A 20,064-nucleotide genomic window follows, 5' to 3' on the forward strand; every position below is an offset into this window, starting at 1 on the left:
TCGAAAATGCTGATTTATCAGGCGTGGAATGGATTTTTAAAAAGTGAAAAAAATCCTCCTTTTTTTGTATTTTTCTTAAATTGGTGGTATTATTTCATTTGTATTTTGAATAGGCATTACGATCTATTTTTATATAATTGTTGACGTTTTAGGGTGATTGACCTGCAATTCTTCAATAATTCACTAAGGCTAGGAAAAGAGGTGATCTTCTGTGAGTGGAGACTCTGTTTCTACTTTCCAATTTTTGGGGCTTACTTTTAATACGACCAATATTATTTCTGGATTACTTGCGGCAATTATTGTACTTGTAGTAGTGTTCTTGTTCTCAAGAAATTTGAAGTTGAAACCTACTGGAAAACAAAATGTTTTGGAGTGGTTAATAGACTTTACAAATAATATTGTTCGAGGCTCAGTGACAAATGGTGATGCACCGGACTTTGGTTTATATGCATTTACTTTGTTTTTATTCATTTTTGTATCTAACCAACTTGGATTATTCCTACAAATTGGTTGGAATGGTGTAACGTATGTGCGGAGTCCAACTTCAGATCCAATTGTGACGCTGACGTTTTCGTTAATAACGCTAATGTTGGCACATTTTTCTGGAGTCAAAAAGCTCGGCTTCAAGAAGTATTTTAAAGAATCATATTTAACGCCGTTTACATTTTGGCTACCAATTAGTGTTTTTACCGAATTGATTGACTTCCTTACGTTAGGTTTACGTATTTATGGGGTTATCTTTTCAGGAGAAATGTTACTGAAAATTATCGGAGAAATGGCCTTTTCTGGTGGAATCGGTATGACAATTGTTGCAATACCGATTGCGTTTATCTGGCAAGGATTCTCATTATTCTTGGGTAGTATTCAAGCGTATGTTTTCGTCACTTTGACTTCAGTTTATATTTCTCAACAAATTCAGACTGAGGAATAATTAATATTTTAGGAGGATTTAAAACTATGGGAGCTATTGCAGCAGGAATTATTATGTTCGGAGCCGCTATCGGTGGTGGTATCGGTGATGCCCTTGTTATTTCAAAAACGCTCGAAGGAATGGCACGCCAACCAGAATTATCTGGTCAATTAAGAACAACAATGTTCATTGGTGTTGGTCTTGTTGAAGCTATGCCTATTATCGCTTTCGTTGTGGCATTGTTAGTTATGAACAAGTAGTTTGATGTCATACAAGCAAACAAATAATAGGGTAGAAGGAGGTGTCAATAGATGCTCTCACATTTAGTGTTGGGTACTACAAATTCATTGTACCTTGGTGATATGTTGTTCTTTGCTCTCGTCTTTGTCCTACTTATGTGGGCAATTAAAGTTGTGGCCTGGGGCCCAGTTACAAAGATGATGAAAGAACGGGCAGATCGGATTTCTAACGATATCGATTCTGCCGAAAAGTCACGACAAGATGCTGAAAAATTAGCTCAAAAACGAGAAGAAGCGTTGAAGAATTCTCATGCCGAAGCCTCCACAATTGTAAGCAATGCGAAGGACAACGGTGCTAAACAGCGTGAACAGATTGTTGCAAGTGCCCAACAGGAAGCACAATCACTCAAGCAAAATGCTCAAAAAGACATTGAACAAGAGCGAAAAGATGCACTCAAAGGTGCTCAGAATGATGTGGCTAGTTTATCTATTGAAATTGCTTCTAAGATCATTCAAAAAGAATTAAACGCGCAGGATCAAAAACAGTTAATTGATTCTTACATTGAAGGGTTGGGGAAGCAAAATGAGTCTAGATAAGATGACAATTGCCAAACGATATTCAAAAGCCCTTTTTGATTTAGCTGTTGAAAAAGAACAACTTGAACCTGTTTATGATGACTTACAGCAACTTAAGCAAGTTTTCACTGAAGTTCCGAATTTAGAACAAGTATTAGGCGACGTTCGTTTAAATGATGAACAAAAATCGGCTATTATTGAAAATCTAAAAAAAGATGCTTCAGTTTATGTCAAAAATTTGATTCAAATGGTTTATGATTATGGTCGAATAAGTAATGTTATGGACATTATTGAGCAGTTTACAGTGCTCTACAATGAATATAATCATATTGCTTATGCAAACCTATCAACTGCGGTTAAAGTTGATTCAGATCAAAAGCAACGTTTGGCAGATGGATTTGCTAAACGAATCGGAGCTAAAAAAGTGATCATAAATAGTCAGCTCGATCCAAGTATTATTGGTGGAGCCGTACTAGAATCAAATGGTTTGATTTATGATGGCAGTATTCGTTCTAAAATGGCTAAGATCAAAAAAATGCTACTTAAATGAGATTTTGTGAAGAGGTGAAACTTTTATGAGCATTAAATCTGAGGAAATCAGTGCTCTAATTAAACAACAATTAGAAGGCTATCAAGACGAGCTTAATGTCGAAGAAACAGGTACCGTTACATATGTCGGTGATGGTATCGCCCGTGCTCATGGCTTAGATAATGCTCTTGCTGGTGAACTTCTAGAATTTTCTAACGGTGTTTACGGAATGGTTCAAAACCTTGAATCAAACGATGTCGGAATTGTTATTCTTGGTAGCTACGACGATATTCGTGAAGGTGACACAGTTAAGAGAACTGGACGAATCATGGAAGTTCCAGTTGGAGAAGCCTTAATCGGACGAGTTGTCAATACACTTGGTCAACCGATCGATGGTAAGGGTGAAATTAAAACAGATCATACACGCCCAGTTGAACGAAAAGCTCCTGGCGTTATGGAACGACAGTCAGTTAGCGAACCTCTTCAAACAGGGATTAAAGCGATTGACTCATTAGTTCCAATTGGTCGTGGTCAACGTGAGTTAATCATTGGTGACCGTAAAACAGGTAAAACATCTTTAGCAATTGATACGATTTTGAATCAAAAGAATCAAAATATTATTTGTATCTATGTTGCAATTGGTCAAAAGGAATCAACTGTACGTACACAGGTTGATACGCTCGAAAAGTTTGGTGCAATGGATTACACGATTGTTTTGAGTGCAGGTCCATCAGAGCCAGCCCCAATGCTGTACTTAGCTCCATATGCTGGCGCGGCAATGGGTGAGGAATTTATGTTCAATGGTAAACATGTTTTGATTGTGTATGATGATCTTTCAAAACAAGCTGATGCTTATCGTGAACTTTCCTTGATTTTGAGACGTCCGCCTGGTCGTGAAGCTTACCCTGGTGATATTTTCTATACGCATTCACGGTTACTAGAACGAGCAGCAAAATTGAATGACAAACTTGGAGCAGGATCAATGACGGCCTTACCGTTCGTTGAAACTAAGGCCGGCGATATCGCAGCTTATATTCCAACTAATGTTATTTCAATTACTGATGGTCAAATTTTCTTGGATAGTGACCTATTCTATTCTGGTACGCGTCCAGCTATTGACGCTGGTTCTTCTGTATCTCGTGTTGGTGGAGATGCACAGATTAAAGCTATGAAACGAGTAGCTGGAACATTGCGTTTGGATTTAGCTTCTTATCGTGAATTGGAATCATTTGCCCAATTTGGTTCTGATTTGGATGATGCCACCAAGGCAAAGCTAGCACGTGGAAGTCGTACTGTTGAAGTTTTGAAACAGCCATTGCATAAACCACTTGCTGTTGAGCATCAAGTTTTGATTTTGTATGCGTTGACGCACGGATTTTTGGATAAAATTGCTATTGATGATATTTTACGTTTTCAAGATGAACTGATCGCTTATGTTGATGGTTCACATGATGATTTGTTAGATGTCATTCGCAAAACCGGTGATTTACCAGATACCGACAAAATGGATGCTGCAATTCAAGAATTTGCAGATCAATTTCAACCAACAAAAGTAGAAGACGAAAGTACTTCTAAATAAAACAATGCTTTAATTGACAGAAAGTGGTGAGAAAAAATGGCAGCTTCAGAACAAGACGTTCTCAGACGAATTGACTCCACTAAGAAGACCAGTCAAATTACCACTGCGATGCAAATGGTTTCAACTGCAAAACTTAACCAGATTCAAAAACATACTTTTGGATACCGTGTTTATGCGGAAAAAGTTGAAAGTATTGTTGCCCATCTTGCAAAGTCACACTTAATGAGTGCCAATGCTGCTGGTAACGAAAAAAGCAATGAAGATGCTGATAGTACAATTTCAGCCACTGATTTATTGCAACAACGACCAGTTAAAAAAGTTGGGTTCTTGGTTATTACGTCTGATCGTGGGTTAGTTGGTAGCTATAATAGCTCGGTTCTCAAGCAAACTGAGGACTTCATTCAATCCACAGGTCATTCGGCTGATGACAGTGTAATCTTAGCTGTCGGAGGAACTGGCGCAGATTTTTATAAGGGACGTAATATGAATGTTGCTTATGAATTTCGTGGTGTGAGCGACGTACCAACTTTTAACGAAGTACGGGAAATTGTTCAAACTGCAACGTCAATGTATTCTAATCAAGTGTTTGATGAACTTTATGTTTGTTATAACCATTTTGTAAATCGCTTAACAAATAGATTTCATTCAATTAAAATGTTGCCAATTAGTGATGCTTTAGTTAAAAGTCAGGATGAAAAAAAAGAGCAGGGTAAAAAAGAACTAATGCCTGAGTATGAAACGGAACCTTCGGAAGCTGTTTTATTACAAGCTATTTTACCTCAGTATGCAGAAAGCCTTGTTTATGGGGCAATTTTGGATGCTAAGACTGCTGAACATGCATCAAGTTCAACAGCAATGCAAACTGCTTCTGATAATGCTAAAGATTTAATTTCATCACTTCAATTGCAATATAACCGTGCACGACAAAGTGCGATTACCACTGAAATCACTGAGATTACCGGTGGTCAGGCTGCACAAGAATAAATTTAGATGGGAGGAATTAACTAATAATGAGTACTGGTAAAGTTGTCCAAGTTATCGGACCTGTTGTTGATGTTGAATTTCCTCTGGATGGTAATTTACCTGATATTAATAATGCTTTAAACGTTAAAAAACCAGATGGTAGTATTTTGGTTGCCGAAGTTGCGCTTGAACTTGGTGATGGTGTGGTACGTACGATTGCCATGGATGGTACTGATGGTTTACAACGTGGATTGGAAGTTGAGGACACTGGTTCTTCAATTACGGTCCCTGTTGGCGATAAGACATTAGGTCGGGTTTTCAACGTCCTCGGAGAAACAATTGATAACGGTGAAAAATTTGGACCCGAAGTAAAACGTAATCCTATTCATCGTGAACCACCTAAGTATGATGACCTTAACCCCAGCATGGAGATTTTGGAAACAGGAATCAAAGTTATTGATTTACTGGCTCCATATATCCGTGGTGGTAAGGTTGGACTGTTCGGTGGTGCCGGTGTTGGTAAGACCGTTTTAATTCAGGAATTAATTCATAATATTGCACAGGAACACAATGGTATTTCCGTATTCACTGGTGTTGGAGAACGAACCCGTGAAGGAAATGATTTGTATTTCGAAATGAAGGCATCGGGAGTTCTTGAAAAAACTGCCATGGTGTATGGTCAGATGAATGAGCCGCCTGGTGCACGTATGCGGGTTGCTTTGACCGGTTTAACATTGGCGGAATATTTCCGTGATGTGGAAGGACAAGATGTGTTGTTATTTATTGATAACATTTTCCGATTCACTCAAGCCGGTTCTGAAGTATCCGCATTGCTTGGTCGTATTCCTTCTGCCGTTGGTTATCAACCAACGTTGGCTACTGAAATGGGTCAGTTGCAGGAACGAATTACTTCAACCAAGAAGGGATCAATTACTTCGATTCAGGCCGTTTACGTGCCTGCCGATGATTATACTGATCCTGCTCCAGCCACAACCTTCGCTCATTTGGATGCAACAACTAACTTGGAACGTAGCTTAACACAGCAAGGTATCTATCCTGCCGTTGATCCTTTAGCTTCTACTTCAAGTGCATTGGATCCATCTGTTGTTGGTGAAGAGCATTATAAAGTAGCTACAGATGTTCAGCATGTTTTACAACGTTATCGTGAGTTGCAAGATATCATTTCAATTTTAGGAATGGATGAATTGTCTGACGAAGAAAAAACGATTGTTGCTCGTGCTCGTCGAATTCAATTCTTCTTATCACAAAACTTCTCAGTTGCGGAACAGTTTACTGGTCAACCTGGTTCTTATGTCCCAGTTGAAGAAACAGTAAAAGGTTTCAAAGAAATTCTTGAAGGTAAATATGATGATTTACCTGAAGATGCCTTCCGTCAAGTCGGAAATATTGATGAAGTCGTTGAAAAAGCGAAGAAGTTAACTAGTGCCGCTAGCAAATAAGGGGGAATTCTAATTGGCTGATAAATCAGTATTAACCGTTAGTATCGTGACTCCTGATGGTCAAGTTTATGACGGAACATCCACTATGTTGGTTGTAAAAACACAAAACGGCCAGCTAGGAATCATGCCTAACCATGTCCCTATTATTGCGTCACTATCGATTGATGAAGTACGAATTAAGCATGATGACTCTAATAAAAAAGAGGATGCAGTTGCGGTTAATGGCGGCTTTGTGGAGTTTTCGGATAACACAGCCACGATTGTTGCGGATACTGCTGAAAATGAATCTGATATCGATGTTAATCGAGCTGAAAATGCGCGTCAACGAGCCCAAGAAACTATTCGGAAGGCCCAAGATGCTCATGACAACTCAGAGTTGCGTCGTGCCCAGATTTCGTTGCGTCGTGCAATTAATCGAATTAACGTTGCAAAACATTAATTACGATATAAAAAAGTCGAGAATTTTCTCGGCTTTTTTTGTTACATAAAAATACCAATGTCTCGCTATTTAAAATTTTTGTTATTAATTCGTTAAAGTGAGAAAGAAACGCGAATTTTTAGTATGGATATGATACTATTGTAATAAATCAAAGATTGAAGAGGATTTTATGAACTTATTTGGGATACAAGCTTTATTAACGTTGATATGTTATTTCTTTTTTATTTTGATTTCATTTTGGGCGATCCAAGGAATTCATTTAGAACGAATTCTTCATGTTTCGGATCCAAACCAATTTAAAGTACTGATTGTTTTGTTATCGATCGGGCTAGGCTATTTGAATAGCTCATTTTTTCTCGAATTAATTAATAATATTAGAAATTTAGGATACTTATTAAAATAGTGGAGGTTTCGTTCGTGGATAAGATTATTGTTAAGGGCGGCAATCGACTAAAAGGTGTAGTTGAGATTGAAGGCGCCAAAAATGCTGTTTTACCAATTTTGGCGGCTGGAATTTTGGCCAGTGAAGGTCAATTAAAACTCAGTAACGTTCCCATTTTGTCTGATGTGTATACCATGAATAATGTGCTGCGATTTTTGAACGTAGATGTGGAATTTGATGAAGAACAACATCAAATTCTGATGGATGCAACCAATAAAATTTCGACTGAGGCACCATTTGAATACGTTTCAAAAATGCGTGCTTCGGTAGTGGTTATGGGACCTTTATTAGCTAGAACGGGACATGCAAAAGTTGCTATGCCTGGTGGCTGTGCGATTGGCTCGCGTCCGATTGATTTACATCTGAAGGGATTAACAGCTCTAGGTGCACATATCACACAACATGATGGTTACATAGAAGCTAGTGCAAGAAAGCTGATTGGGACTAACATTTATTTAGATTTTCCTAGTGTTGGTGCCACACAGAATATCATGATGGCGGCGACTTTAGCTCAGGGTACTAGTGTGATTGAAAATGCGGCTTGTGAACCTGAGATCGTTGATTTAGCGATGATTCTCAATAAAATGGGTGCTCACGTGACGGGAGCCGGTACTGAGACTATTCGAATTGTTGGTGTCCGTCATCTCCATGGAACAGATCATGCCGTGGTGCAAGATCGTATTGAGGCAGGTACTTTTATGGTGGCAGCGGCTGCCACACAAGGCAATGTTTTAATTAAAGATGCGATCTCTGAGCACAATAAGCCACTGATTTCGAAAATGCGTGAAATGGGTGTACAGGTGATTGAAAATGATGAGGGAATTCGAGTAGTTGGTCCTAAACGATTACAACCAGTTTCAATTAAAACATTACCACATCCTGGATTTCCCACGGATATGCAACCTCAAATCTCTGTTTTGCAATTGTTGGCACATGGAACCAGCACTTTAACCGAAACCGTCTTTGAAAATCGATTCATGCATTTGGAAGAGTTACGCCGAATGAATGCGCAATATAAAATTGAAGGTTCGTCGGTCATTATGAATGGACCGACAAACTTTAGTGGTGCAGAAGTTGCTGCGACTGATTTGCGGGCTGGAGCGGCACTAGTGATTGCTGGCCTGGTAGCAAAGGGATACACACAAGTTACTAATTTAAAGTATTTAGATCGTGGTTATTATAATTTCCATGGTAAACTGAGTGCTTTGGGTGCCCAGATTAAACGCGTATCAGATCCGAATACAACATTAACGGTCAAAAATTAATTTTTTGATAAAAAAAGAAAACTAATGACGGTCGATTAACAACATTTAGTGAAACGTGTTGCTTAATTGACCGTCTGTTCGTTTGATTTTATGCCCTGATTTTGAGCAGATTTCATCTTTTGAGAGAATAATGGGTGTGCTATAATAGGCTGTTAGATTGGATATTTTAGAGAGGTGGATACATTTGAAAAGCTTATTTTTAATGTTTGTGCGTGCCTATCAAAAATTTATATCACCACTTTTTCCACCAAGTTGCCGATATTACCCAACCTGTTCTAATTACATGGTTGGAGCCCTAAAAAAACATGGTGCATTTAAGGGAACTCTAATGGGAATAGCACGGATCTTACGCTGTAATCCATTCGTTAAGGGTGGCTATGATCCTGTTCCGAACTACTTTACGTTGAAACGTAACCCACATCCTGATGAAAAAATATTAAATTAACTCGTATGGAGGAAAATATGTCTAAAAAGCAACAGAGTGTCAAAGTTCAAATAGAAGAAAAAGAAGTTAATGGAGAAACCATCCAGCAGCTATTCATTGCTAAAAATTTAATTGGCGAAATTACTCCGCAAGATAAGGAATTTGCGACTCATTTAATTGGCGGCGGAGATTTTACGGCGAAGTCATTAGACGATGCCGTTGAATGGCTTTTGCAAGAATACAATCTTCACCAGTAGGCATAAGCAGATTAAGGAAGGGTCTTTGTATTGAATAACGATTCACGAGTTAGAAGACGGGAAGGCGATTCTCGCATTGATTATGGAATAATTTTTTCGGTTTTAATGTTAGCTTTGATTGGCCTGGCTTCAATATACGTGGCTGCGTCGCATGATACGGGTAGTGTAAAGGTCATTCGGCAGGTTGCTTCACAATTAGTTTGGTATGTACTAGGGATCGCCGCGGTAGTTGTCATTATGCAGTTTGATTCTGAACAACTCTGGAGGCTAGCTCCATATGCATATTGGTTTGGTATTTTTCTGTTGGTGGCCGTTTTGCTGTTTTATAGTCGAACGTATGCGGCCAGCACAGGTGCCAAAAGTTGGTTTGCTTTTAAGGGATTTACTTTTCAGCCGTCTGAAGTGATGAAACCGGCTTATATTTTAATGATGGCCAAGGTTATTACAGATTTCAATGCTCAGCATAAACGACACACGATGCGATCTGATTGGCAGTTAATTGGTAAAATGATTCTTTGGACCATTCCCATTCCAGTACTATTACTTTTGCAACATGATTTTGGGACCATGCTTGTTTTTATTGCTATTTTTGCAGGATTGATCATTGTTTCTGGAATAACGTGGAGAATTCTGGTACCAGCATTTGTAACGGTTACTATTTTGGCCAGCAGCACACTAATGTTGGTAGTCAGTGACTGGGGACGAACGATATTATCACATGTTGGTTTCGAGAGTTATCAATTTAGCCGAATTGATACTTGGTTGCATCCTTCAGCAGATACAACTAATCAAGGCTATCAGCTATGGCAGAGCATTAAAGCCATTGGATCTGGTCAAATCTTTGGAAAAGGTTTCAATGTTTCTAATGTTTATGTACCAGTTCGTGAATCAGATATGATTTTTTCTGTAATCGGTGAAAACTTTGGCTTCATTGGAAGTGCTGTTTTAATTTTACTGTATATGCTTTTAATCTACCAAATGTTACGGGTAACTTTTGATACTAAAAATGCTTTCTATGCTTATATTGCCACTGGAACCATTATGATGATCCTATTTCATGTTTTAGAAAATATTGGCATGAACATTGGGTTGTTACCTTTAACTGGTATTCCGCTCCCCTTTGTAAGTCAAGGTGGGTCGGCACTTATTGGTAATATGATCGGAATTGGATTGATTATGTCGATGCGTTTCCATCATGATTCGTATAATACATTACAAAAAACAGATTTTTAAATAAAGCTAATATTTGTGGTTGACAGACATGAAATGAATGGGTATACTGCATTTAGTAGCTAAACATTAAAACAAGATGAGTAAATTGATTATTACTTTAAGAGAGTTCCCATTGGTGAGACGGAACAGTGAGGTTAGTTGAAGATGGTCTTGATTAGAAAAGGTATTTACGAGCAATCTGTAAGTGAATACTGGGTGCGCCCATTATAGCGTTAGAGTTGTTTGACTCGTTAAGGCCGACTTTGTGAAAAGTTGGTAAATTTGGGTGGTAACACGGAAGAGAAGTCTTTCGTCCTAGTTGATTTTTATATCAGCAGGACGGAGGACTTTTTTGTTTGGTTAAAAGAAAGAGGAGGTTGATTATTTGATAGAATTTAAAGATGTTTCTAAGACCTTCACAACAGAAAAGGGAACTGTTAAAGCAATTGAAGATGTGAATATGCAAATTGAGGATGGCGAAATCTTTGGAATAGTTGGATATTCCGGTGCTGGTAAGACAACCTTAATTCGAATGTTAAATGGTCTTGAAACACCAACGACTGGTGAGGTTGAAGTCAATGGTACAAAAATCTCTAAGTTGGATCGGGGAGCTTTAAGAAAAAAACGCCATAAAATTGGCATGATCTTTCAACATTTTAATCTATTATGGTCACGAACCGTTCGTAAGAACATTGAATTTCCCCTTGAAATTGCTAAAATTTCAAAAGCTGATCGAAAGAAAAAAGCAGATGAATTGATCAAGTTAGTTGGATTAGAGGGTAAGGAAGATGCTTATCCGTCTGAACTGTCCGGTGGACAAAAACAGCGGGTAGGCGTTGCTAGAGCTTTAGCAAATGATCCTGAAATTTTACTTTCAGATGAAGCAACCAGTGCTTTAGATCCACAGACAACCGATGAGGTTTTGGATTTGTTAATGGATATCAACAAACGTTTAGGAATTACGATTATCTTGATTACGCATGAAATGCATGTTATTCGAAAAATTTGTGATCATGTGGCTGTTTTAGACGGTGGTAAGATTATCGAATCTGGTCAAGTTCTAGATGTTTTCAAACATCCACAACAGCCAATTACCAAACGATTTGTTTATTCCGAGGCAGCACCATCACCGGAAGATACAAATGTAGTAGTTGAACAGCTGTTAAAAGAATATCCTAATGGCCGTATCATTCAGTTAACCTTTCATGGCAATCAAGCAAATCTGCCTATTGTATCTGAAATCATTCATAAGTTTCCAAAACTACGAATTAGCATTATTGAAGGAAATATTCATCAAACGCAGGAGGGTGCAATTGGGTCGCTGTTCTTGCAGTTAATTGGTGATGAACAGGATATCAAGGGCGCCTTAGATTATCTAAAGACGATGCGTGTTGAAACGGAGGTGATCGAACATGGGCGGTAATACTGGCTATTTTGAGTTTAGTACGGTTGATTGGAATCAAATGTGGAGTGCTACTTGGGAGACCATTTGGATGACGGTTGTTTCAATCGTCGCTGTCGCAGTTCTAGGTTATTTTATTGGTTTACTGCTATTTGAAACAAGTGGTAGTCATAATTTGATTGTTAGAATTATCAATTGGATTGTTGCTTTGTTTGTGAATGTGTTCCGATCCATTCCGTTTATTATTTTGATTGTTCTATTATTACCTTTTACCAAACAGGTGGTTGGGACAATCATTGGTCCTGTTGCCGCATTACCATCGTTGATCGTTTCAGCCGCACCGTTTTATGGACGAATGGTGGAATTGGCATTTCATGAAATTGATCGAGGCGTGTTAGAAGCCTCAGATGCTATGGGTGCAAGTCAATGGCAGATCATTACTAAAGTTTTGTTACCAGAGAGCTTACCGGCTTTGATTTCAGGTATTACTGTGACAACCATTTCTTTGATTGGTTACACGGCAATGGCCGGTGCAATCGGTGCTGGTGGCCTGGGAAATTTGGCTTACCAAGAAGGATTTGAGAGTAGTAATAACACGGTAACTTTGGTTGCCACGGTAATTATTGTGTTAATTGTTTTTGCTTTCCAATTTATCGGGGACTTCGCAACCCGAAAAGTTGATAAACGTGTACTTTAATTTTAGGAGGAGTTTGAATATGAAGAAGAGTAAAATTTTTAGTTTATTAGCAGTTGCTGCAACTGCATTGTTGTTGGTTTCTTGTGGTAAAAAAACAAGTACGAGTTCTAAAACAACCACCATTACGGTTGGAGCATCCGCGGTACCTCATGCCCAGATTTTAAAACATGTGCAACCTGAATTAAAAAAGGAAGGCGTCAATTTAAAAATTAAAGTTTTCCAAGATTATGTTTTACCAAACAAGGCCTTGGCTAACGGCGATATTGATGCTAACTATTTCCAACACATTCCATTCCTCAAGCAATGGAATAAGGCAAATAAGGGTAACTTAATTGATGCTGGTGCCGTTCATTTGGAACCAATTTCAGTATTTTCAAAAAAATATAAGAACTTAAAAAAACTTCCCAAGAATGCAACCGTGTTAGTTAGCAGCAATACCCCTGATTATGGGCGAGTTTTAACGATTTTTAAGGATGCTGGGTTAATCACTATTAAGAAGGGTGTGGATATTACAAGCGCTAACTTTAGTGATATCGCTTCTAATCCTAAACATTTACAATTCAAGCACAGCTACGAACCAAAGTTGATGCCTCAATTATATAAGAATAATCAGGGCGATGCTGTTGTGATTAATGCGAACTACGCGGTTCAAAGTGGCTTAAATCCAATCACACAATCAGTTGCAATTGAAAAATCTTCATCACCATATAAGAATATCATTGCAATTCGTCCTAATGAAAAGAATAATAAGGCGATCAAGAAATTGGTTAAGGCACTACAATCCAAGAGTACACAATCATGGATCAAGACTCATTACAAGGGTGCCGTTTTACCTGTAAAGTCTGTTAAATAAGTTCTCATATAAAAAGTTACCAAAACTGACACTATAGGCTTTGGTAACTTTTTTATATTGACCATCTTTTGAAAAATGGTACGATAAAGTTAATAATGAGAAAAGGGTGTTAAGATGCGAAAATTTGGAATTATTGGTTTAGGTAATGTTGGACGTACAGTTGCATATACTTTGGTTACAAAGGGAATTGCAGATTCCCTAGTACTTATTGATAAAGATCAGAAGAAGGCACGTGCGGAGCAATTAGACCTGCAGGATGCACAAGCAAGATTAAACACAACAACGCAAGTGACAATTCAGGATTATGATAACCTGAAAGATGTTGATATTTTGTATATCTCGGCTGGAGACATTTCAATTTCAACTAACGGTGGTGACCGCTTTGATGAATTCAAATTTACAGCTGCTGTTGTGAAAGAAATTGCACCTAAGATTGTTGCTTCAGGATTCAAAGGTTTTATTATCGATATTATGAATCCTTGTGATGCTGTGACAAGTTACTTACAGAAATTAACTGGATTTTCAAAACAACGCGTTTTTGGTACCGGAACTTTCTTAGATACAGCACGGATGCAGCGAGTTGTTGGTGAGAAATTAAATGTTAATCCGCGCAGTGTTGAAGGTTATGTGTTAGGGGAACACGGTAATACGCAATTTGTAGCTTGGTCAAGTGTTCGGGTCCAAGGTGAGGCGATTCAAGACTTACCTGAAGCTAAGAACTTTGATTTTGATAAGTTAGCTGATGAAGCTAAACAAGGAGCTTGGGAAGTTGCTTCAGGAAAAGGTTTCACTTCTGATGCCATTGCTACTTGTGGTGTGAGCTTGGGACAGGCAGTTTTGTCAGATGCCCGGTTAGTTTGCCCAGTATCAGGTTACAGTAAGAAGTATGATACGTATGTTGGTTTACCAGCAATCGTTGGTAAAAATGGAATCGAATCAGTTGTTGATTTACCATTAACAGACGAAGAAACAAAGAAATTTGCTAGCTCTGCTCAGATGATTCATGATAATGTGGCTAAACTAGGCTAAAAAAATTCAAAAAGCTTTTAAATCAAATTGAGACTGGGGAAAACTCTCAGTTTCTTTGATTTAAAGGCTTTTTTTGCTTGACAGAAAATTAGTTCTTCAGTATAGTTAATCACATGAGTAACTAACTAATTCACTAATGTGGGGGAATAAAACTGTGAAAACGCAAACGGTTATTGATGTTCAGAGTGTGACCAAAGTGTATGGAAAGAAAAACGAAAAACAGTACACAGCGCTAAAGGATGTTAATTTTAATGTTAAAAAAGGTGAATTCGTTGGCATAATGGGCGCTTCGGGTTCTGGTAAGACAACTTTGCTAAATATTTTAGCAACCATGGATCAACCGACGAAGGGCAATGTTTTAATTGCAAATCAAAATATCACACAATTGAAAGGCAATCAAATTTCAGATTTTCGTGCTAAACAAATTGGTTTCATTTTTCAGGATTTTAATCTTTTGGAAAGTTTGTCAAATGCGGAAAACATCGGGTTACCTTTAACTTTACAAGGCGTAAAGAAACGTCAAATAAATGAGTTAGTTCACCAAGTGGCTAGTCAATTAGGCATTAGTCAGTTATTAGATAAGTATCCAGTTGAAATATCTGGAGGACAAAAACAACGTGTTGCTGCAGCACGGGGATTAATTTCCCGACCACAAATACTGTTCGCTGATGAACCAACGGGAGCACTGGATTCCAAGAATGCTCGCGAACTCTTAGAGACTTTAAAACAAATTAATGATGAAGAACAAGTTTCTATTTTAATGGTTACGCACGATCCGTTTTCGGCTAGTTATTGTGAACGAATTCTATTTATAAAGGATGGTCAAATTGGTGAACAATTAGAAGCTGGAAAACAAAGTCGCACGAAGTTTTATCAAACAATTTTGAATAAACTTGGGACCTTTAACGATCAGGAGGAAACGATCGATGTTATTTAAGCTAGCATTCGTGAGCATTAAAGACAGCTGGCGTGATTACATGGTGTTATTCTCTGGATTGATAATTTCAAGTGCAATATTTTACATGTTTGAAGCAATCGCTACAAATCAAGCCTTAATCAAGGGAAATATTTCAATTGGATTAGCATCCGTTGTTTTTCAATTTGGCTCAGTGCTACTTGGAATAATTACACTAGTTTATATTGTCTATGCCAATTCTTTTTTGATGAATATGCGTGAACACGATTACGGATTGTTTATCATGTTGGGTGGCAAAAAGTCGCGCCTAGGTGTTCTAATCTTTTTAGAAACTTTATTAATTGGTGTTATTTCGACCGCGTTGGGAGTTCTCGTGGGTGTGGGACTTACTAAAGGATTGGCACAATTGTTAATGAGTCGATTGGATGTTCGGATGGCTCATTTTACTGCGTTAAACAATCTAGCTTTAATAGTGACGTTTGTCTTTTTTATCATTCTCTTTTTTATGGCTTCGATTATTAATCAATATAAGTTATTGCATCGACCAGTTTTGAAATTGCTTCGCGGGAACACAACTGCTGATAAGCCTATCAAGACAACTAGTTGGCGCTATGCGGAAGGCTTTTTGGGACTTATATTATTAGCGATCGGATACTGGGCAATGGCAACAATTGAAACCTTGACGTTGCTTTCCATCCCAATTGCGCTCGTAACGATTGTTTTGGGTACCTACTGTTTGTACAATGCCCTTTTTCAAATTCTTATTTTGACCTTGAAACGTGGACAACTGGCGTCTAAAGGACTAAATGGGTTTGCATTGGGACAATTAAATTTTCGTATCCGTGATTATACGAAGATGTTGGCGGTAGTTAGTATTTTGTTTGCCTTGGCATTAGGCGCGATTACGGTTGGAATGGGTTATCATCGTTTGATTCCAAGTATTGCGAGAGGTAGTTCTGCTTACGACTTGGTGGTTTATAAACCAACACCTAAAACGCAAAAGCTAGTTCAAAAACTGAATTTAAAGGAACAAACAACGTATACTAGAAAAATAAAGGGTAAAACAGTTTACTTTGATCAAAATGAGTTTCAAAAAATAGCTTTTCAAATAAGTAAGGTTAAACAAGAAAAGGTTATCGTTCAAAACGTTACGGTTAAAAAATTACAAAATAATGAACATGCACAAGAACAATTGCTAGGTTTACAAGCAAACTATGATTTACAACAGGTTAAATTGGTGACACATAGTAAATTCCAAAAGATCAAGGCCGGGGAATCTAAATTAACGTTATTAAAAACTAGTGGTCTTACTAAAAACACTTCTGTTTTGAAGCAGATTGCTACGATTCAGGCAAATCAGTTTTCTCAAAAAATGGCAATTCAAAATTTAGGTGGTGCCTACCCAGTCTATCAGGTAGCCAACGTTATGTTCGGTGGTTTAGAATTTGTCGGTTTCTTCTTAGGATTGGCATTTCTTACCATGCTTGCGAGTTGTTTAATGTTTAAAATTTTATCCGGTGCACAGACTGATAAAAGACGCTATCGAATGCTCAATCGGTTAGGAACCCGACAAAAATTGATTCGTCGTTCTATTCGAAGAGAATTAGGTGTGTTATTTCTGTTACCTGGCGTCTTAGGTGTGATTCATGTTATGTTTGGATTGAAAATGTTTGTTCCTTTAATGGGAAATCCCTATATTCATTTGCAAACACCATTTGGAATTTTCTTACTCCTGTATTTGGGTTATTATTTAATTACCGTGATTATTTATGAAAAATTAGTAGTGCCAACTGTAGATATGCAGTTTTGAGGTGGTGATGATATGCAATTTGATTTTAGTGGGCAAGAACCCATTTATCTACAAGTAGCTAATCAGATTGAAGAAGGAATTTTTACTGGCGCGTTTAAAGAAGAAACACAAGTTCCCTCAACGACAGAAATGTCGCGAGAATTTCATATAAATCCAGCCACAGTTTTAAAGGGAATGAATATTCTTGTGACTGAAAAGTTAGTTGAAAAGCGACGTGGACTTGGTATGTTTGTTAAAAAGGGTGCTTATCAATTAATTCTAGAAAAACGACAGAGTGCTTTTTTTGAAGACTATGTCAAAAAAATTGTGTCAGAAGCAAAAAATTTAAAATTATCAGAAGTTGAATTAATTAAGCTTATCCAAAGGGGGTTCAAAACAAATGGAGATTAAGATTTCTGAAATAACCAAGAAGTTTGGTAAAAAACAAATTCTGAATGGTGTTAGTTTGACGATCGAACCAAATCGTATTTACGGATTACTTGGACGAAATGGTGCCGGTAAGAGTACCTTACTCAATATTATTACGGATCGAATTTTTGCCAACGACGGCACTGTGACAATTGATGGTGTTTCTACTCATGAACATGATGAACTGCTAGGAAAAATATATTTAATGAGTGAAGTTAATCTTTATCAAAAACGTGTTCGTCTTCAGGAATTGTTCAAAGCTTCAAAAATCATGTATGGTGGATTTGATGAAACTTATGCAAAACATTTATGTGAGGCATTTGAGTTAAATCCTAAATTGAGATTTGGACAATTATCAACTGGTTATCGAACAATCTTTAAATTGATCATTGCACTTTGTTTACCGGTTGACTATGTTTTTTTAGATGAACCCATTCTTGGATTAGATGCTAATCACCGGGAGTTATTTTATAAAGAACTTTTAGATACGTATAGTAGTCATCCCCGCACCTTTGTGATTTCTACTCACATGATTGAAGAAATTGCCAACATGATTGAACATGTCTTTGTTCTAGAAAACGGTAAAATTTTGGTGGATGATGATGTGGATCATATGCTGTCACAGGCGTACGTGATTACAGGGCCAGGCGAAACTGTTGATCAATACACAGAAGGACTGAACATTATTGGTACTGAATCACTGGGAAATTTGAAGGGTAATTATGTGTTTGGAAGTTTAAATGATGATCGTGAAATTCCGGATACGGTTCAAATTTCACGAATGGATTTGCAGAAACTCTTTATTCATTTAACAAGTGGGGGAGGCACAGGCAAGTGAAAACTAAATCTGTCTTTAAAAATAAACTAAAACATAGTTTGAAAGGAGTAGGTTATACCTATCTTTTAACGCTTGTGGTGATGTTTGTTTTACCAGTTGTTTTTACATTTTTGTTTACAGGCAGTCTTAAAGGCGTTTCATTACATAATTTATTGCAAAATAACTTATTGCCTTTTATTTCAGTTTTGTTCTTATTTATTTCTTCATATCGTATTTACGGTCCGTTTAAATTCTATATTCAAAATGGTATTTCACGCCGAACAGTATGGAAGGCTACAATTGGAGTAGTTAGCCTATGTAGTTTATTAATGAGTTTGATTAATTATGGGTATTATTATATGGTAGTCGTCCCTAATGCAGGAAATGTGGATAACACATTTTACAATCAACTTTTTGGTCAGTTCTTAGGATTTCATAGTTTTTGGAATGTTCCGGCACAAATTTTTTACGAGTGGTTATTACTATGGTCATTTGCGGTTATCGGGACTTTCTTTGGTAGTTTATCGGCCTTATTTAAAAGAAGAACGCGGTTAATCATTTGGCTCACAGTTTTAATTGGTATTGTGGTTGTCATTCGATTTTTAATGCAATTTCATACTGCTATGAATTTAGACTGGACAGAGGACGTTATTAAGTTTTTAGTGGGTTACACAAAAACAGATGGTGAAGGGTTATGGAATCCATTTCATCCGATTGGTGTGATGATGGTTGCAATATTTGTGGGAACAGGTATTAATTATTGGTTACAGCAACATTTGATTTTAAAGAATCAATAGTTAAAAAGTGTGAAAATTAAGGTGTATTAGATTTTTCGTTTAGCTAAAATGACTGAAGAACACGTTTCTTTAGTTCTTCAAATACGCTAGCAAACGCAAAATCTAATACACCTCAATTTTTTAAAGGTTGAAATTAAAAACACGGACTGAAAATGTATTTTTTCAGTCTGTGTTTTATTGAATAGCAACCAGATGCTTATAAAATGCTGCATAGACGCCTTGAGAATATGGCACGTACCAAATGAAACCAATTCCAAAGCTACATAAGGATAAAATATACCAACCAAACAAGCTTAACTGTAACAAGAATAATTCAAGTTTGTGACCATCCATTAACTGACGGCTCATAGTAATACAATCAATGTATTCAATCCGATCACCATTTCCGGCAGCCAATTGATCCTTATAAATTAAATAGGATTGTGAATAGGCATAGTATTTAACGACTCCAGGAATGATGAAGAGTAAAGTCCACAGAAATAAGAAAATAAATTGAATGACAAAGATCGCAAGTGTTGGAATGAAATAACGGCGAGTAAAAACTTGAAAAGCACTTTTAATAGGTGCAAACTCGCGGTTAGGTTCACGTAACCAATCAAGAAAAGTGTAACTAATGCCAACACCAATAAAGGTAACAATTGCGCTACGAAGGAAATTCCATACGTTAGATGCGCCTGAATTGGAAGTCGTCTGTTGGGTGTAAGTATTAACTTCATGATTGAGCAAATGAGGATTCTTGATAACAAGGTAAAGGCCAAGTAAAATAGCTAAAGAAATGACGAAGCCGATAATTGCCCGAAGTACAATTGGGACAATTGCCGTCATTGAGGCTTGTCCCCAGTGCCCTTTAAAAACTTGTTTAACTTCACGTTTTAAATCTCGTCGGATTTGATGTTTTGACATGAAAAACTCCTCCTCTTTTATTCATTTTACCATGAACCGGTAAATAGACAATAATACGCAAAAAATGAATGCGAGTCAACGGTTTATTGGCACGTTTGATTTGGAGTGTCATTCACAAATGATAATGTCCGAAGTAA

General features: G+C 37.4%; 23 protein-coding genes. 22 read left to right on the forward strand and 1 reads right to left on the reverse strand.

The window, feature by feature from the left end; all coding sequences use genetic code 11:
* Positions 1-211: 211 nt before the first annotated feature.
* The 22 genes from atpB (at position 212) to IV87_RS08380 (ending at position 19,024) form a co-directional block, all read left to right on the forward strand.
* On the forward strand, positions 212-931 hold the full coding sequence (gene atpB, locus IV87_RS08275; protein WP_057807267.1) for a F0F1 ATP synthase subunit A: 720 nt from the start codon (positions 212-214) through the stop codon (positions 929-931).
* A 26-nt stretch (positions 932-957) separates the two neighbouring features.
* Positions 958-1,170 carry a F0F1 ATP synthase subunit C gene (gene atpE, locus IV87_RS08280; RefSeq protein ID WP_057807270.1) on the forward strand — a complete coding sequence of 71 codons (213 nt, stop codon included), beginning with the start codon at positions 958-960 and terminating at the stop codon, positions 1,168-1,170.
* Between the two features lie 51 nt (positions 1,171-1,221).
* Positions 1,222-1,746, forward strand: a complete 525-nt coding sequence (gene atpF / locus IV87_RS08285; RefSeq protein ID WP_057807273.1) for a F0F1 ATP synthase subunit B — start codon at positions 1,222-1,224, stop codon at positions 1,744-1,746.
* On the forward strand, positions 1,733-2,275 hold the full coding sequence (gene atpH / locus IV87_RS08290; RefSeq protein ID WP_057807274.1) for an ATP synthase F1 subunit delta: 543 nt from the start codon (positions 1,733-1,735) through the stop codon (positions 2,273-2,275). The genes atpF and atpH overlap by 14 nt, the downstream gene beginning before the upstream one ends.
* Before the next feature lie 25 nt (positions 2,276-2,300).
* Positions 2,301-3,833, forward strand: a complete 1,533-nt coding sequence (gene atpA, locus IV87_RS08295; RefSeq protein ID WP_057807276.1) for a F0F1 ATP synthase subunit alpha — start codon at positions 2,301-2,303, stop codon at positions 3,831-3,833.
* A 36-nt stretch (positions 3,834-3,869) separates the two neighbouring features.
* Positions 3,870-4,817 carry a F0F1 ATP synthase subunit gamma gene (locus IV87_RS08300; RefSeq protein ID WP_057807278.1) on the forward strand — a complete coding sequence of 316 codons (948 nt, stop codon included), beginning with the start codon at positions 3,870-3,872 and terminating at the stop codon, positions 4,815-4,817.
* A gap of 26 nt (positions 4,818-4,843) precedes the next feature.
* On the forward strand, positions 4,844-6,256 hold the full coding sequence (gene atpD, locus IV87_RS08305) for a F0F1 ATP synthase subunit beta (protein WP_057807280.1): 1,413 nt from the start codon (positions 4,844-4,846) through the stop codon (positions 6,254-6,256).
* 13 nt (positions 6,257-6,269) lie between these two features.
* Positions 6,270-6,695 carry a F0F1 ATP synthase subunit epsilon gene (locus IV87_RS08310; RefSeq protein ID WP_057807282.1) on the forward strand — a complete coding sequence of 142 codons (426 nt, stop codon included), beginning with the start codon at positions 6,270-6,272 and terminating at the stop codon, positions 6,693-6,695.
* A 169-nt stretch (positions 6,696-6,864) separates the two neighbouring features.
* Complete coding sequence (locus IV87_RS08315) at positions 6,865-7,098, forward strand: DUF1146 family protein (protein WP_057807284.1); 234 nt, start codon at positions 6,865-6,867, stop codon at positions 7,096-7,098.
* 14 nt (positions 7,099-7,112) lie between these two features.
* The gene (gene murA, locus IV87_RS08320) at positions 7,113-8,402 is read left to right on the forward strand and encodes a UDP-N-acetylglucosamine 1-carboxyvinyltransferase (protein WP_057807287.1); all 1,290 of its coding nucleotides are present in this window, start codon (positions 7,113-7,115) and stop codon (positions 8,400-8,402) included.
* 184 nt (positions 8,403-8,586) lie between these two features.
* A complete protein-coding gene (gene yidD / locus IV87_RS08325; RefSeq protein WP_074693943.1) occupies positions 8,587-8,847 on the forward strand; it encodes a membrane protein insertion efficiency factor YidD in 261 nt (86 codons plus the stop codon).
* 17 nt (positions 8,848-8,864) lie between these two features.
* Positions 8,865-9,083, forward strand: a complete 219-nt coding sequence (locus tag IV87_RS08330) for a DUF2969 domain-containing protein (RefSeq protein ID WP_057807289.1) — start codon at positions 8,865-8,867, stop codon at positions 9,081-9,083.
* Positions 9,084-9,113: 30 nt separating this feature from the next.
* Complete coding sequence (locus IV87_RS08335; RefSeq protein ID WP_057807291.1) at positions 9,114-10,316, forward strand: FtsW/RodA/SpoVE family cell cycle protein; 1,203 nt, start codon at positions 9,114-9,116, stop codon at positions 10,314-10,316.
* A gap of 364 nt (positions 10,317-10,680) precedes the next feature.
* Positions 10,681-11,718, forward strand: coding sequence for a methionine ABC transporter ATP-binding protein (locus tag IV87_RS08340; protein ID WP_057807292.1), 1,038 nt, complete (start codon positions 10,681-10,683; stop codon positions 11,716-11,718).
* Complete coding sequence (locus IV87_RS08345) at positions 11,708-12,394, forward strand: methionine ABC transporter permease (RefSeq protein WP_057807294.1); 687 nt, start codon at positions 11,708-11,710, stop codon at positions 12,392-12,394. The genes IV87_RS08340 and IV87_RS08345 overlap by 11 nt, the downstream gene beginning before the upstream one ends.
* A gap of 19 nt (positions 12,395-12,413) precedes the next feature.
* Positions 12,414-13,247 (forward strand): MetQ/NlpA family ABC transporter substrate-binding protein, encoded by an 834-nt coding sequence (locus tag IV87_RS08350; protein ID WP_057807296.1) that lies wholly within the window; start codon positions 12,414-12,416, stop codon positions 13,245-13,247.
* 114 nt (positions 13,248-13,361) lie between these two features.
* Complete coding sequence (locus IV87_RS08355; protein WP_057807298.1) at positions 13,362-14,276, forward strand: L-lactate dehydrogenase; 915 nt, start codon at positions 13,362-13,364, stop codon at positions 14,274-14,276.
* A gap of 136 nt (positions 14,277-14,412) precedes the next feature.
* On the forward strand, positions 14,413-15,213 hold the full coding sequence (locus tag IV87_RS08360) for an ABC transporter ATP-binding protein (protein WP_143053188.1): 801 nt from the start codon (positions 14,413-14,415) through the stop codon (positions 15,211-15,213).
* Positions 15,203-17,002, forward strand: coding sequence for an FtsX-like permease family protein (locus IV87_RS08365; protein WP_057807302.1), 1,800 nt, complete (start codon positions 15,203-15,205; stop codon positions 17,000-17,002). The genes IV87_RS08360 and IV87_RS08365 overlap by 11 nt, the downstream gene beginning before the upstream one ends.
* 12 nt (positions 17,003-17,014) lie before the next feature.
* Positions 17,015-17,392: a GntR family transcriptional regulator gene (locus IV87_RS08370; protein ID WP_057807304.1), complete on the forward strand. Its 378-nt coding sequence runs from the start codon at positions 17,015-17,017 to the stop codon at positions 17,390-17,392.
* Entirely contained in the window at positions 17,382-18,248 is an 867-nt protein-coding gene (locus IV87_RS08375; RefSeq protein ID WP_057807306.1) for an ATP-binding cassette domain-containing protein, read from the forward strand. Before IV87_RS08370 ends, IV87_RS08375 begins: the two co-directional genes overlap by 11 nt.
* Positions 18,245-19,024, forward strand: coding sequence for a hypothetical protein (locus IV87_RS08380; RefSeq protein WP_057807308.1), 780 nt, complete (start codon positions 18,245-18,247; stop codon positions 19,022-19,024). The genes IV87_RS08375 and IV87_RS08380 overlap by 4 nt, the downstream gene beginning before the upstream one ends.
* A 174-nt stretch (positions 19,025-19,198) precedes the next feature.
* Here the strand turns inward: IV87_RS08380 and IV87_RS08385 are convergent, their stop codons facing one another.
* Positions 19,199-19,927, reverse strand: coding sequence for a DUF975 family protein (locus IV87_RS08385; RefSeq protein ID WP_057807309.1), 729 nt, complete (start codon positions 19,925-19,927; stop codon positions 19,199-19,201).
* Positions 19,928-20,064: the final 137 nt, after the last annotated feature.

The organism is Pediococcus ethanolidurans, assembly GCF_001437405.1.
Classification (GTDB): domain Bacteria; phylum Bacillota; class Bacilli; order Lactobacillales; family Lactobacillaceae; genus Pediococcus; species Pediococcus ethanolidurans.

Bases quoted from the DNA above. Each gene is read 5' to 3' on its own strand.
- atpE (WP_057807270.1), top strand. From the start codon at position 958: ATGGGAGCTATTGCAGCAGGAATTATTATGTTCGGAGCCGCTATCGGT.
- atpF (WP_057807273.1), top strand. From the start codon at position 1,222: ATGCTCTCACATTTAGTGTTGGGTACTACAAATTCATTGTACCTTGGT.
- atpH (WP_057807274.1), top strand. From the start codon at position 1,733: ATGAGTCTAGATAAGATGACAATTGCCAAACGATATTCAAAAGCCCTT.
- atpA (WP_057807276.1), top strand. From the start codon at position 2,301: ATGAGCATTAAATCTGAGGAAATCAGTGCTCTAATTAAACAACAATTA.
- IV87_RS08300 (WP_057807278.1), top strand. From the start codon at position 3,870: ATGGCAGCTTCAGAACAAGACGTTCTCAGACGAATTGACTCCACTAAG.
- atpD (WP_057807280.1), top strand. From the start codon at position 4,844: ATGAGTACTGGTAAAGTTGTCCAAGTTATCGGACCTGTTGTTGATGTT.
- IV87_RS08315 (WP_057807284.1), top strand. From the start codon at position 6,865: ATGAACTTATTTGGGATACAAGCTTTATTAACGTTGATATGTTATTTC.
- IV87_RS08330 (WP_057807289.1), top strand. From the start codon at position 8,865: ATGTCTAAAAAGCAACAGAGTGTCAAAGTTCAAATAGAAGAAAAAGAA.
- IV87_RS08345 (WP_057807294.1), top strand. From the start codon at position 11,708: ATGGGCGGTAATACTGGCTATTTTGAGTTTAGTACGGTTGATTGGAAT.
- IV87_RS08350 (WP_057807296.1), top strand. From the start codon at position 12,414: ATGAAGAAGAGTAAAATTTTTAGTTTATTAGCAGTTGCTGCAACTGCA.
- IV87_RS08355 (WP_057807298.1), top strand. From the start codon at position 13,362: ATGCGAAAATTTGGAATTATTGGTTTAGGTAATGTTGGACGTACAGTT.
- IV87_RS08360 (WP_143053188.1), top strand. From the start codon at position 14,413: ATGTGGGGGAATAAAACTGTGAAAACGCAAACGGTTATTGATGTTCAG.
- IV87_RS08365 (WP_057807302.1), top strand. From the start codon at position 15,203: ATGTTATTTAAGCTAGCATTCGTGAGCATTAAAGACAGCTGGCGTGAT.
- IV87_RS08370 (WP_057807304.1), top strand. From the start codon at position 17,015: ATGCAATTTGATTTTAGTGGGCAAGAACCCATTTATCTACAAGTAGCT.
- IV87_RS08375 (WP_057807306.1), top strand. From the start codon at position 17,382: ATGGAGATTAAGATTTCTGAAATAACCAAGAAGTTTGGTAAAAAACAA.
- IV87_RS08385 (WP_057807309.1), bottom strand. From the start codon at position 19,927: ATGTCAAAACATCAAATCCGACGAGATTTAAAACGTGAAGTTAAACAA.